This is a genomic window from Streptomyces sp. NPDC041191, assembly GCF_055591945.1.
On record NZ_JBVIZC010000010.1, the window covers coordinates 22,635 to 35,841 of the forward strand.

General features: G+C 72.6%; 9 protein-coding genes. 6 read left to right on the forward strand and 3 right to left on the reverse strand.

Going from position 1 to position 13,207, the window contains the following annotated elements; genetic code table 11:
- Positions 1–79: 79 nt before the first annotated feature.
- Complete coding sequence (locus ACZ6AQ_RS20365) at positions 80–1,936, reverse strand: peptidoglycan recognition protein family protein (protein WP_468761054.1); 1,857 nt, start codon at positions 1,934–1,936, stop codon at positions 80–82.
- 137 nt (positions 1,937–2,073) lie between these two features.
- Between ACZ6AQ_RS20365 and ACZ6AQ_RS20370 the strand changes: the two genes are divergently transcribed.
- The 4 genes from ACZ6AQ_RS20370 (at position 2,074) to ACZ6AQ_RS20385 (ending at position 8,208) form a co-directional block, all read left to right on the forward strand.
- Positions 2,074–2,826, forward strand: coding sequence for a TIGR03089 family protein (locus ACZ6AQ_RS20370; protein WP_468761056.1), 753 nt, complete (start codon positions 2,074–2,076; stop codon positions 2,824–2,826).
- Positions 2,827–3,111: 285 nt separating this feature from the next.
- Complete coding sequence (locus ACZ6AQ_RS20375; protein ID WP_468761058.1) at positions 3,112–4,386, forward strand: LCP family protein; 1,275 nt, start codon at positions 3,112–3,114, stop codon at positions 4,384–4,386.
- 271 nt (positions 4,387–4,657) lie between these two features.
- Positions 4,658–6,403 (forward strand): LCP family protein, encoded by a 1,746-nt coding sequence (locus tag ACZ6AQ_RS20380; protein WP_468761060.1) that lies wholly within the window; start codon positions 4,658–4,660, stop codon positions 6,401–6,403.
- A 50-nt stretch (positions 6,404–6,453) separates the two neighbouring features.
- A complete protein-coding gene (locus tag ACZ6AQ_RS20385; RefSeq protein ID WP_468761062.1) occupies positions 6,454–8,208 on the forward strand; it encodes an LCP family protein in 1,755 nt (584 codons plus the stop codon).
- A 76-nt stretch (positions 8,209–8,284) separates the two neighbouring features.
- Here ACZ6AQ_RS20385 and ACZ6AQ_RS20390 read toward each other — a convergent pair whose 3' ends face one another.
- Positions 8,285–9,304: a glycosyltransferase family 2 protein gene (locus ACZ6AQ_RS20390; protein WP_468761064.1), complete on the reverse strand. Its 1,020-nt coding sequence runs from the start codon at positions 9,302–9,304 to the stop codon at positions 8,285–8,287.
- 172 nt (positions 9,305–9,476) lie between these two features.
- Here ACZ6AQ_RS20390 and ACZ6AQ_RS20395 point away from each other — a divergent pair, with 172 nt between their 5' ends.
- Positions 9,477–10,934, forward strand: coding sequence for an LCP family protein (locus tag ACZ6AQ_RS20395; protein WP_468761066.1), 1,458 nt, complete (start codon positions 9,477–9,479; stop codon positions 10,932–10,934).
- Positions 10,935–11,016: 82 nt separating this feature from the next.
- Here ACZ6AQ_RS20395 and ACZ6AQ_RS20400 read toward each other — a convergent pair whose 3' ends face one another.
- A complete protein-coding gene (locus ACZ6AQ_RS20400) occupies positions 11,017–11,550 on the reverse strand; it encodes an acyl-CoA thioesterase (RefSeq protein WP_388692828.1) in 534 nt (177 codons plus the stop codon).
- A gap of 130 nt (positions 11,551–11,680) precedes the next feature.
- Between ACZ6AQ_RS20400 and ACZ6AQ_RS20405 the strand changes: the two genes are divergently transcribed.
- The gene (locus tag ACZ6AQ_RS20405) at positions 11,681–12,934 is read left to right on the forward strand and encodes an LCP family protein (protein WP_468761068.1); all 1,254 of its coding nucleotides are present in this window, start codon (positions 11,681–11,683) and stop codon (positions 12,932–12,934) included.
- Positions 12,935–13,207 lie beyond the last annotated feature (273 nt).

Below are 13,207 nucleotides of genomic sequence, written 5' to 3' on the forward strand. Positions count from 1 at the left end.
GGCCCGTCGGCACGCCCGTCTCGGTCGTCCCTGCGATATGACCGGTCAGTTTATGCAGATGGTTGCCCCGGGGACCCCATCAGCTCCTTCCCTGGTACGACGCCGAGCTCGTACGGGCCGTGCCGAGCTTGCCGTACAGCTTCGCCCCGGGGCATGCCGTGGCGAACCCGTCGCGGTGTCCGGCGATGGCGTGGAACCGGACGCTCGTGCCCTTCTTGTACAGGTTCCCGCCCCCCGAGACCAGGGTCACCGTCCCCTTGGGGTTGATCCCGTGGAGCCCCAGCTTCCAGGCCGTCAGGCGGGCCACGGCGGTCACGGCGGCGGCCGGCGGGGTCGTCGTGCCGTAGCTGCCGAGGACGGCGATGCCCATGGTGTTGGTGTTGAACCCGAGGGTGTGGGCGCCGAGCACCGGCTTCGCCACGCCGCCCGCCCGGCCCTCGTAGATGTTCCCGCACTTGTCGACGGCGAAGTTGTAGCCGAAGTCCCGCCAGCCGCTGCTCTTGACGTGGTAGCGGTAGATGCCGCGCAGGACGGAGGGGGCCTGGGCGCAGGTGTAGTTGTTGCCGGTGGCGCTGTGGTGCACGAAGGCCGCCTTGATCGTCTTCGTGTAGACGAAGCCCTTCTCGCGGATGCTCTCGTCCGCTCCCCATCCCTTACGGGTGATGATCTTGGGCTGGGGGCCGATGTACGGCTTCGCGGCCTGTGTCTGGGCCTGGGCCTGTGCCAGGACCTGTGCCTCCTGCGCGCGGGGCGGGAGCGCGGCGGCGGCGGCCTCGGTCGCCTCCTTCGTCAGCGCCGGGATCCAGTTCGCGCCGTACGCGGCGAGCTTGGCGTTGGCCGCGCCGACGGCCGTCTCCGCCGCGCTCAGCCCGGCCAGGAGGCCCGGGAAGGAGGGGAGGGCGGAGGCCCCGGGGAGGGACGGGAGGGCGGGGGCGGGCAGGAGGGACGGGCGGGCGGGAGCGGTTCCGACGGCCGGAGCGGACGGGGCGGCCGGAGCGGACGGGGCGGCCGGAGCGGACGGGGCGGAGACGGGAGGCGGCGGGGCCTCGGGGACCGTGGAGACCCGGGCCGCCACGGGGCTCCCGGGGGCCAGGGGGGCCGTGGCGTTCCCGGGGGTCTTCCGGGTCGTGCCGTCCGGCGGGACCGCGGCGGTGCGGACCCCGGACCGGACGGCCCCCGGCTCCACGGACGCCCCACCGGGACGCATCGCCTCCACGCCCGTACCCGTGCCAGGCGTCCCCGTGCCAGGCGTCCCCGTGCCAGGCGTCCCCGTGCCCGGCGTCCCCGTGCCCGGCGTCCCCGGCGTCCCTTCCTCCCCCGGGAAGACGACCGGTTCGGTGTCGGCCTCGGTGGCCAGGGCGGACCGCGTCCCCGGCTCCGGGTCCTCGCCCGGGTCCACCAGTTCGAGGCGCAGGCCGTCCGGGAGCGGGGCCGCGCGGCCCGTGCCGTCCGCCTCCGCCCGTACGCGGAGCTCGACGCCGTCCGAGTCGCCCACCCACAGCGGTGCCGTGGAGCCCCGGAGCCCCCGGGCGGCTCCCTCCCGGGTGCCCGGGTCGGCCCCGTGCTCGTCGTTGTGGGTCTCCACGTCCTGCCACTCCGACCAGGCTCCGCCGCCGGTGGCCCGGGTGCGGACCTGCACGGTGCCGCGCAGCGGGACCGACGGGTCGTCCCAGACCACGCCGACGAGCGAGAAGGGCCGGACGTCGCGCCGGACGACCCCCTGCTCGCCGGAGCCGCCGCCGGCCCGGGAGGAGGGGCCCAGCGGGGACAGCGGCAGGGACTGGGTGGAGCCCGGCATGTCGGGCGAGGGCGGCAGTGCGGAGACCGCCGGTGGCTGCCCGGTCACCCCGGCCGCCGCGGGCGCGGCGGAGGAGACCGGCAGGGCGAGGGCCGCCGCACAGGTGACGGCGAGCGAGGAGGTGAGTGAGGCACGCATAGGCCGATCGTGCGTATCGCCGGACCGTCGCGCGCGCCGGGAAACCGCCCGGAAAGCGGCGGCCGGTCGGTCCGACCGGTGGACCGCGTCACCGGTACGGCGGACCCCGGCGGGCCCTCCCGCGTACGCTGTCCGGCGTGAACGCCAGCGACCGCACCCCCGCCGACCTGCTGCGATCCGCGCTCGCCGCGGACCCCGCCCGCCCCTTGGTCACCTTCTACGACGACGCCACCGGTGAGCGCGTGGAATTGTCCGTCGCCACCTTCGCCAATTGGGTGGCCAAGACGGCGAACCTGCTCCAGGGCGAGCTGTCCGCCGCACCCGGCGACCGGCTCGCGCTGCTGCTGCCCGCGCACTGGCAGACCGCCGTCTGGCTCCTCGCGTGCTCCTCCGTCGGCGTGACGGCCGAGGTCGGCGGCGACCCGGCCGGGGCGGACGTCGTGGTCGCGGGGCCGGACGCGCTGGAGGCGGGCCTGGCCTGCCCGGGGGAGCGGATCGCGCTCTCCCTGGCGCCGCTGGGCCGCCGGTTCCCCGCCCCGCCCGCCGGTTACGCGGACTACGCGGTCGAGGTGCCGGGCCAGGGCGACCGGTTCGCCCCGTTCGTACCGGTCGATCCGGACGCTCCCGCCCTCGTCGTCGACGGTACGGAACGCAGTGGCGCCCAGCTCGTCGAGCAGGCCCGCGTGGACGCGGCGGCGCTCGGCCTGGCCCCCGGCTCCCGGGTGCTGTCCGCGCTCGGCCACGAGGACTGGCGAGGTCTCTCGACCGGCTTGTACGCGCCCCTCGCCGCCGGAGGTTCCGTGGTGCTGTGCCGCCGTCCGGACCTGCTCGCGGCCGGGGCGCTCGACCGGCGGATGGAGAGCGAGCGGGTCACGCACTCGGTGCTCTGAACCGCTCGGTGCTCCGAACGGCTCGGCGCCCTGGACCACTCGGGGCTCCGAGCCACTCGGTGCCCTGAACCACTCGGCGCTCCGAACCGCTCGGTCCGGGCCCCGCTTCACCCCCATTCGGCCCATCGACGCGCCGAGCCCCCGGGTTCACGCGCCCGCTCCGGTGGATGATCGGCCGGGGGGAGTCGGCTCCTTCCGCACAACCAAGCGTCGGGTTCGGCCGTCTTCCTCCGCGACCGGTGGCCGCCCGACGTGCCGCCGATGCCACGAAGGACGGACGCAGACGTGACGGACCGCGCGGGCACGCCCGCCGAACCGGATCCACCGGCGCCCGGGGAGAGCGCGACCGGCGCCCCCGAGGGCGGGACCGCCGGTGCCCCGGAGGACGCGGCGGCCGGCACCTCCGGGGACGCGGCGGCCGGGCCCCCGGAGAAGCCGCGCCGGCACCGCTGGCTGCGCTGGACCGCGCTCGGCGTCTCGGTGGCCGTGCTGGCCGGGGCCGGGGCCGGCTGGTGGTTCTACCGCAAGCTCGACGGCAACATCACCACGGACACCGGCGCCGCCGACGAACTGCGCAAGTACGAGAAGGAGCGCCCCCCGGCGAGCTCCTCGGCCGCGCGGAACATCCTGCTCATCGGTTCGGACACCCGGTCCGGCGAGGAGAACGGCAAGTACGGCAGGGACAAGGGCACCCAGCGCTCCGACACCGTGATCCTGCTGCACCTGGCGGCGGGGAAGCGGAGCGCCACGGCCGTCTCCCTCCCCCGCGACCTGATGGTCACCGTCCCGAGCTGCCGCGAGGCCGACGGGAACCGCACCCGGGAGCGGTTCGCGCAGTTCAACCAGTCCTTCGAGGCCGGCGGCGCGGCGTGCACGATCCGCACCGTCGAGAAGCTGACCGGCGTCCGGATCGACCACCACATGGTGATCGACTTCCAGGGCTTCAAGAAGATGGTGGACGCCGTGGACGGGGTGGAGGTCTGCCTCAAGGAGCCCGTGGACGACGCCGACGCGCACCTGAAGCTGCCCGCGGGGCGCCGGACGCTCCACGGGGAACAGGCCCTCGGTTTCGTACGGGCCCGGAAGTCGATCGGCAACGGCAGCGACACCGACCGCATGGACCGCCAGCAGCAGTTCCTCGGCGCCCTCGTCAACAAGGTGCAGAGCAACGGGGTCCTGCTGAACCCGGCCAAGCTCTACCCGGTCCTGGACGCGGCCACGAAGTCGATCACCACCGACGAGGGGCTCGACTCGATGCGGGACCTGTACGACCTGGCGCGTTCGATGCGGGCCGTCCCGACGGAGCGGGTGCAGTTCCTCACGGTCCCCCGCCGCCCGTACGCGCACAACGCGAACCGGGACGAACTGGTGCAGCCGGCGGCGAGCCGGCTCTTCGAACAGCTGCGGAAGGACGAGCCCGTGGCGGTGGAGCCCGGCGAGAAGGAGAAGGAGGGGACGGGAACGGGAACGGGAACGGAGAGCCCGCCGTCTCCCTCCACGGCCCCCTCCGCCACTCCGACCTACACCGGGCGGAACGCGGCGGAGGGGATCTGCTCGTGAACGGGGGTCGCGAGAACCTCGTGAGAAGGATGAGTAAAGGGCGAACCAAGGGGAGGGCGGGGCGAGATGACGTTTGAGCCAATTGCCCGGATATAAGGGGCGTGGAATTTGTCACGGTCGTCGCCCCACGCCGAACGGGGCGGATACTGTGACGCGATCCGGTGCACTCCGACCTCGCGGTCGTCGCACTCACCAAGGATCGAACGACCGAGAGAGCGGCGCCCCCTGGGGAAGGCGCCTCGCGTGGCACCGACGGAGGATTCGAGTAACCGTGGACGCGCACAGCCGTGGACGGGCGGACGAGATCGACCCCGCCGACCAGTGGGTGCTCAACCCGCAGACGGGCAACTACGAACTGCGACTGGACCACTCCGCTGAGCACCCGGGCCCTTCCTCCCGGGCCCGCGACACCGCCGCCGTCCCGGCCGCCGCCCCCGAGGGCGGCACCGCCACCGCCACCGAGGCGGCCGTCCCCGGCCAGCGCCGGCGCCGGGTCCCCGAGCAGAGCCGCGGGGGCCCGCAGCCGCCCGCGAGCCGCCGCAGGCCCCGGCAGGCCGCCTCCCGCAAGAAGAAGGTCCTGCTGTGGACCGGCGGCACGATGGCCTTCGTCCTGGTGGGCGGGGCGACCGGGGCGTACCTGGTCTACGAGAAGCTCAACGGCAACATCGGCACGGTGGACGTCGGTGACGCGGCGGTCCAGACGCCCACGATGGACGGGCCGCTCAACATCCTGATCATCGGCAACGACGTCCGGACCGGCGCGGGCAACGAGAGCTACGGCAACAAGAGCAACGTGACCGGCCACGCCGACACCACGTTCCTCATCCACCTCTCCGACGACCGGACCAACGCGACGGCGCTGAGCATCCCCCGGGACCTCAAGACCGAGATCCCGGACTGCCCCACGAAGCAGCCCGACGGTTCGACCAAGGTCATCCCCGGTTCGGTCGGGAAGACCAAGTTCAACGAGTCGTTCGGCGTGAACGGCCGCGACCCGGGCTGCACGATGCGCACCGTCACGCAGATGACCGGGGTGGGGATCAACCACTTCATGATGGTCGACTTCAACGCCGTCAAGACGCTCTCGACGGCGGTCGGCGGCGTGAAGGTCTGCCTGACCAAGCCGCTCCGGGACAAGAAGTACTCCAAGCTCGACCTGGCGGCAGGCGACCACCGCATCCAGGGCGAGCAGGCCCTCGCGTTCCTGCGCAACCGCCACGGCCTCGGCAATCAGAGCGACCTGGACCGCATCAAGATGCAGCAGCAGTTCCTCGCGTCGATGCTGCGCCAGCTCAAGGAAGACACCCTGGGCAGCCCGACGCGGCTGCTCTCGGTCGCGAACGCGGCGACCGAGGCGCTGACGGTGGACAAGGGGATAGGCAGCGCGCTGAAGCTGACCACCCTGGCCAAGGAGATCGGGAAGGTCGACCTGAAGAACATCAGCTTCATGACCGTCCCCGTCATCGACAACCCGGACGAGCCGCCCAACAGGAGGGCGACGGTCGTCCTCCACCCCACCAAGGCTTCCCCGGTGTTCGAGATGATCAAGAACGACGTCTCCTTCACCGAGGTGAAGAAGAAGGAACAGGACGCCAAGAACGCCCAGGCGCAGGCGCAGGCCGCGCTCCTCAAGGGCGCGCGGTCCACCGCCGCCCAGGTGCGCGTCGACGTCTACAACGGCAGCGGCATCCGGGGCGCGGCGCAGTCGACCATCAACTGGCTGCAGAACGAGCAGGGCGTGACCCGCTCCGCCAACAGGAGCAACGCTCCCGAGAAGGCGGCGCGGACCACGCTCACCTACGCACCGAACCAGGCCGATCAGGCCCGCAAACTCGCGGACATGATGGGCCTGCCCGCCACGGCGCTCAAGCCGGGCACGCAGAACGCCGGGGAGCGCGAGCCCATGACGCTCGTCCTCGGCGCCGACTTCAAGGGCGCGGGGGTGCCCGTCGACGGGCCGGTGAAGGCGCCGGACGTCGAGAAGGTAGAAGCTGACAAGAAGGTGTGCGCCAAGTGACCCGGGAACACCGGGCGCCGGCGTACTCCTGATCCATGAGGGGACCTGGGGTGGGACAGAGCAGCGTGCGCGGGGAGGGAACGCGGAAAAGCGTTCCGCACGCCCGTGAACTGGGCTGGGACGACGATCTGCACGGCGCGGGCGAGGCGACCGGCGCCGACACCGGCGCCCCCGGCGAGGAGGAGTCCTCCGCCGGGGCCCCGGACGCGTCGACCCGCGCGGAGCGGCGGCGCGGCACGGCGGGGGGTGACGCGCGTAGCGGCCACCGCCGCGCCGGCGCGCGACGGCGTTCCAGGAAGGCGGGCAAACGCAAGGCCCTGCGCTGGGTGGCGGTCACCCTGGCGGTGCTGATACTCGGCACGGCCGGCGCCGGATACCTGTACTACGAGCACCTGAACGGCAACATCCGCAGCGACAGCCGCGCGGGCGGCGAGAGCGGCGTGAAGAAGGCCGCGCCGAACGCGCTCGGCGACACCCCGCTGAACATCCTCCTCATCGGCTCGGACAGCCGGGAGGACGAGAAGAACATCGCCCTGGGCGGCGGCCGCGACGACAAGAACCGCGCACCGCTCGCCGACGTGCAGATGCTGCTGCACGTCTCGGCCGACCGGCAGAACGCCTCGATCGTCTCCATACCGCGCGACACGGTCGTCAAGATCCCCGAGTGCAAGGACAAGGCCGGCAAGACCTACCCGGGCACGAGCAACCGGCCGATCAACGAGAGCCTGCAGCGCGGCGGTCCCGGCTGCACCCTCACCACCTGGGAGAACCTCACCGGGGTCTACATCGACCACTGGATCATGGTCGACTTCGCCGGTGTCGTGGCGATGGCCGACGAGGTCGGCGGCGTCCCGGTCTGCGTGAAGACCGGTGTCTACGACAAGCCGACCAGGCTGGTGAGGGGCGGCTCCGGCCTGAAGCTGAAGAAGGGCACCACCGAGGTCCAGGGCGAGCAGGCCCTCCAGTGGCTGCGCACCCGGCACGCGTTCGGCAGCGACCAGAACCGCGCCAAGGCCCAGCACATGTACATGAGCGGCATGATGAAGAAGCTCCAGGGCCAGAACGCCTGGAACGACACCGGCCGTCTGATGGGGCTGGCGGACACCGCCACGAAGGCCCTCCACGTCTCCGACGAGATCAGCACCGTCAAGGGCCTCTTCGACCTCTCGATGCAGCTCAAGAACGTCAAGATCGACCGTCTCACGACGGCCACGGTCCCCACCAAGCCGTACCCGCCGAAGCCCGACGAGTGGCTCGAGGTGATCCCGCCCTCCGCCGACAAGATGTGGTCGATGCTGCGTGACGACATCGCCTTCGACAAGAACGGGGCCAAGACCGGCGCCAAGCCGAAGCCGGCGGGCCCCGCGAAGCCGAAGACGCCCGCCGACGCCCCCGGTTCCTTCGCCGTGACGGTCGTCAACGGCACGGCGGGCGACGGCGAACCGCCGGTCGAGGGCAGGGCCGGCAAGGTGAAGGAGACCCTCCGGGGCAAGGGCTTCACCCAGGCCGACTCCTCCAAGGAGGCCCAGCCGCGCAAGGACACGGTCGTCTGGTACCCGACGGCGGACGGCGAGCGGGGCAAGGCGAACGCCCTGTCCGTGGCGAAGGCCCTCGGCCTGCCCGACGCCAAGGTCCGGGCCGACGCCAAGACCGGGGGCATCACCGTCGTGGTGGGCTCGGACTGGCGGGAGGGCGCCGTCTACAAGACGCCGACGCACACCGCGGGCGACCTGCCCGCGGGCGCCGACGACAAGGCGGACTGCATGGACATCTACTCCGTCTACAAGTGGGACGGGAAGAGCTGACCGCACTCCCCCGCCCACGGCGAAGGCCGGGTCCCCCACCGGGACCCGGCCTTCGCCGTGCGTACGGACGCGGCCGTCAGACCGTCTCGTTCTCGCCCGCCCTCACCGCCGGGCGGCGGCTCGCGACGACCTTCCTCGCGAGGGAGCGGGGGCTGGTGAGGAAGCCGTACCCCCACGACATGTGCATCGTGGCGAGGGCGACGGGGATCCGGAGGCGGGCCTTCAACGGGAGGCCCCTGCCCGCCGGGACCGAACCGGCGGTGACGGCGGCGAGGTAGCCCGCCGGCACCACGAAGCCGAGCGGGGTGAGGGTGGCGCCCACGACCACGCCGGCGGCGATGGCGCAGACGGCGGCCGGCGGGGCCAGGTAGCGGAGGTTGATGGAGCCCCGGTGGTAGCGGGCCACCACGTGGCGCCAACGCCCGTAGTCCTTGTACTGCTTGGCGAGGGCCCTCACCGTGGGCCGGGGGCGGTACTGGACGCGCAGCTCCGGCGAGAACCAGATCAGGCCGCCCGCCTCGCGGATGCGGAAGTTCAGCTCCCAGTCCTGGGCGCGGATGAACTCCTCGTTGTAGCCGCCCTGTTGCTCCAGGGCCTCACGCCGGAAGACGCCCAGGTAGACCGTCTCGGCGGGGCCCGCCGCACCGCCCGTGTGGAAGGCGGCGTTGCCGACGCCGATCTTCGAGGTCATCGCGGCGGCGACCGCGTCCTCCCAGGCGTTCTCGCCCTCGGCGTGCATGATGCCGCCGACGTTCTGCGCGCCGGTCTCCTCCAGGAGCCGTACGGCGGTGGCGATGTAGTCCGGGGAGAGCATGCCGTGGCCGTCGACGCGCACCACGATCGGGTGGCGGGAGGCGTTGATCGCCGCGTTGAGGGCGGCGGGCGTACGGCCCGTGGGGTTCGGCACGGTGTGGACGCGGGGGTCCTCGCGGACGAGTTCGGCGGCGATCTCGTCGGTGCGGTCCGTGGACGGGCCGAGCGCGATCACCACCTCCATCTCGCCGTCGTACTCCTGCTCCAGGATGTGGCGGACGGAATTGCGCAGGTGCCGTTCCTCGTTGAGGACCGGCATGATCACGGAGACGGGGGGCAGCATGGTTCCTCGGCGGTACGGGGATCGTCGCCGGCGAGACGGCGGTATCGCCCGCCACGTTACCGCGAACGGGGGACACCGGTGCGCGCCGGACGGGTGGTGCGCCTTTGCGCTGATCGTATGGGCCTACGGTGCTCATGGTTCCCTCGTCCCGCGCCCGCGGAGGTGTCCGTCCGTGCCCGCACCGTCCCGCACGCCCCGTCCCCGGCCCGCCGCCCGCCGCGCACCGGCGCGCCGCCGGCGGCCCCGGTGGGGGGTGCGGACGGCGACGGCGCTCTCCGTGGCGGTCCTCGCGGCCGGCGGCGTCGGGCACGCCCTGGTGACCGGGCTCGACACCGGGCTCACCCGCGTCGATCCCTTCAAGGACATGAAGAACCGGCCGCAGGCGGGGCACGGGATGAACGTGCTGGTCGTCGGCACGGACGGCCGGGACCGGATCACCCCGGAGGAGAAGGAGCGGTACCGCCTCGGCGGCGAGCCCTGCCACTGCACCGACACCGTGATGCTGGTGCACCTCTCGCAGGACCGGGAGCGGGCGAGCGTGGTGAGCCTGCCGCGCGACTCGTACGCCGAGATGCCCGAGCACACCGACCTCACCACCGGCGAGAAGCACCACGCGCACCCGGTGAAGCTGAACGCGGCCTACGCGGAGGGCGGTCCCGCGCTGACCGTGCGGACCGTCGAGTCGATGACCGGCGTCAAGATCGACCACTACCTGGAGGTCGACTTCACCAGCTTCATGCGGACCGTGGACGCGGTCGGCGGGGTGGAGATCTGCACGACGAAGCCGCTGAAGGACGCGTACACCGGGCTCGACCTGGCCCCCGGCACCCACGAGCTGGACGGCGGCAGGGCCCTCCAGTACGTGCGCTCCCGGCACGTCGACGGAGCCGCCGACATCGGCCGGATGCAGCGGCAGCAGCGGTTCCTCGCGGCCCTCGTCGACCGGATGACGAGCGGCGGGGTGCTGCTCAACCCGGTGCGGTTCCGCGCGGTGGCCACGAGCATGCTGGACTCCGTACGGGCCGACGAGGGCTTCGGCACGGACCGGTTGCTGTCCCTGGCCAGGGCGATGCGGGGCCTCACCCCGGCGTCGTCGGAGTTCGTGTCCGTGCCGGTCGGGGACATGAGCTTCCCGGTGAAGGGCATCGGCTCGACGGTGAAGTGGGACGCGGCGAAGGCGACGGACCTCTTCCGGGCGCTGCGCGAGGACCGGCCGCTGGCCCCGCGGAGGACGGCGGCCCCGTCGAAGGCCCCGTCCGGTGCCGTGGTGGACGTGCCGCCGTCCGAGGTCCGGGTCCAGGTCCGGAACGGGACCCGGAAGGACGGGCTCGGCCGGAAGGTGGACACCGCCCTGCGCGGGGCCGGTTTCGCCACCACCGGGTCCCCGAGGACGGCGCCCGGAGCGGTCCGGGAGCGCACGGTCGTGGAGTACGACCCACGCTGGGACCGTTCGGCGAAGACCCTGGGCGCGGCCCTGCCCGGCGCGGAGCTGCGGGCGGTGGAGGGCAGGGGCGCGACGCTGCGGGTGACGGTGGGGACGGACTACCGGGGCGTGCGAACGGTGCGGGCCGAGGAGGCGGAGACGCCGTTCGAGGCGGTCACCGGGAACGAGGTGGCGTGCCCGTCGTAGCCGGGCCCGGCCCGCGCACGGCCCTCCCCCTGCCCGCGGTCCTCCCCGCGCACGGTCCTCCCCGCGTACGCCCCCGTACGTCCTAGTCCTCGTACCCCTCCGCCGCCCGGCGCTCGCGCAGTTCCTTGATCGCGCGGCGGCGGGCCAGGCGGTGGGTGCGGCGGATCTGGGCCTCCTGGTTGCGGCGCTTGTCCTGCTCGGTCTCCGGGAGGACCTGCGGGACGGGGCGGGGTTTGCCCTCGGCGTCGACGGCGGCGAAGACCAGGTAGGCGGAGCCGACCTGGGTGGCGGGCGTGGACTCGTTCCAGCGCTCGGCCATGACCCGTACGCCGACCTCCATGGAGGACCGGCCGGTCCAGTTGACCTGGGCCTTCACGTGCACCAGGTCGCCGACCCTGACCGGCTCCAGGAAGACCATCTCGTCCATGGAGGCGGTCACGGCCGGACCGCCCGAGTGGCGGCCCGCGACGGCGCCCGCCGCGTCGTCCACCAGCTTCATGATCACGCCGCCGTGCACCGTACCGAGCAGGTTGGTGTCGTGGCTGGTCATGATGTGGCTGAGGGTGGTGCGGGAGGCCGAGACGGGCTTGCCCGGAATATCGCCCTGATCTGTCATGCCCTCCACCTTATGCCGGGCCCTTCCGCCGTCCCCGTTCGGCCCGCTTTGCATCAGCTTGGCAACAGCCGCGCCCCGATCCTCCACCCGCCCTGTCGTACGCGGAGGCCCGCCCGGCACACTGGTCCGTATGAATGACTGGCCCGATGAGGGCGGATACGGCCGCGGCCCCGCGAACCCCCGGCCCGAGGGTCCCCGCAGGATGAGCCATGTGCGGCGCCCGCAGGTCCCGCAGCAGCCGCCCCGTCATGACCAGGGGTACGACCAGGGTTTCACCCAGGCCCGGGGCACGGGGTACGACTCCGGTTACAACACGGGCCAGGTGTACGGCGGCCCCCAGGGCGGCGGACGCGGCACCGTCCCCCCGCAGCACGACCCGCGGGGCCCCGGCGGCCCCGCCCCGGACTGGCGCAAGCGCCTCAAGATCGGCTCGATCGTCCTGGTCGCCGCCCTCCTCGCCTGGGGCATCGGCACGTACGCCTGGGCGAGCTCGCGGATGCGCAACGAGGTCGATCTCTCCAAGGTCATCGAGCGGCCGTCCGAGGGCGACTGCACCACGTACCTGATCGTCGGCTCCGACAGCCGCGAGGGCATGTCGGCCGAGGAGAAGAAGAAGCTGCACACCGGCTCCGCCGAGGGCAAGCGGACCGACTCGATGATGATCCTCGCGGCCTGCTCCAGCGGGAACACGATGGTCTCGCTGCCGCGCGACTCCTGGGTGACGATCCCGTCGTTCGTCGGCTCGACCTCGGGCAAGAAGTACGAGGCCCGCCGGGGCGGCTCCAAGCTGAACGCGGCCTACGCGATGGACGGCCCGGAACTGCTCGTGCGGACCGTGGAGTTCAACACCGGGCTGCGCATCGACCACTACGCGGAGATCGGCTTCGCCGGCTTCGCGAACATCGTGGACGCCCTCGGCGGCGTCGAGCTGACCATCGACAAGGCGTTCAAGGACAAGAAGTCCGGAGCCGACTTCCAGGCCGGCACGCAGACCCTCGACGGCGAACAGGCCCTCGCCTTCGTCCGGACCCGGTACGCGTTCGCCGAGTCGGACCTGGCGCGGACGAAGAACCAGCAGAAGTTCCTCTCCGCCCTGGCCAACCAGGCGGCCACGCCGGGCACGATCCTCAACCCGTTCGCGCTGTACCCGACGCTGGGCGCCGGTCTGGACACGCTGATCGTGGACAAGGACATGTCGCTGTACGACCTCGGGAAGATGTTCTTCGCGATGAAGGGCATCAGCGGCGGCGACGGCAAGTCCATGAACATGCCGATCGCGGGCTCCGCGCCGCAGAACTCCCTGCGGTGGGACATGCCGAAGGTGAAGCAGCTGGTCGAGCAGATCAGGAACGACGAGAAGGTCACGGTCGAGTCGAACCACTGACCCCGCCGGACGTACGGGAAAGGGCGCCCCTCGCCGCGAGGGGCGCCCTTTCCCGTGCCCACGGGAGGCCGGCGGGCCACGACGGGGCGCCGGACCCGGTGGGTGCCTTCGTGGACCTGGGTGATCCCGGCGGCGCGCGTCATGCGCTCGACGGGTGGTCGCGGGTGTGGCCGCAGTCGCCCACGGAGGCCGGTACGGACCGAAACCGCCGGAACCCGCCACGCCCACCCCCTCCCGGGCCCGCCCGCCCCCGTCGGGCGCCCCGAAGGGGAG

Bases quoted from the DNA above. Each gene is read 5' to 3' on its own strand.
- ACZ6AQ_RS20365 (WP_468761054.1), bottom strand. From the start codon at position 1,936: ATGCGTGCCTCACTCACCTCCTCGCTCGCCGTCACCTGTGCGGCGGCC.
- ACZ6AQ_RS20400 (WP_388692828.1), bottom strand. From the start codon at position 11,550: ATGACAGATCAGGGCGATATTCCGGGCAAGCCCGTCTCGGCCTCCCGC.
- ACZ6AQ_RS20405 (WP_468761068.1), top strand. From the start codon at position 11,681: ATGAATGACTGGCCCGATGAGGGCGGATACGGCCGCGGCCCCGCGAAC.
- ACZ6AQ_RS20390 (WP_468761064.1), bottom strand. From the start codon at position 9,304: ATGCTGCCCCCCGTCTCCGTGATCATGCCGGTCCTCAACGAGGAACGG.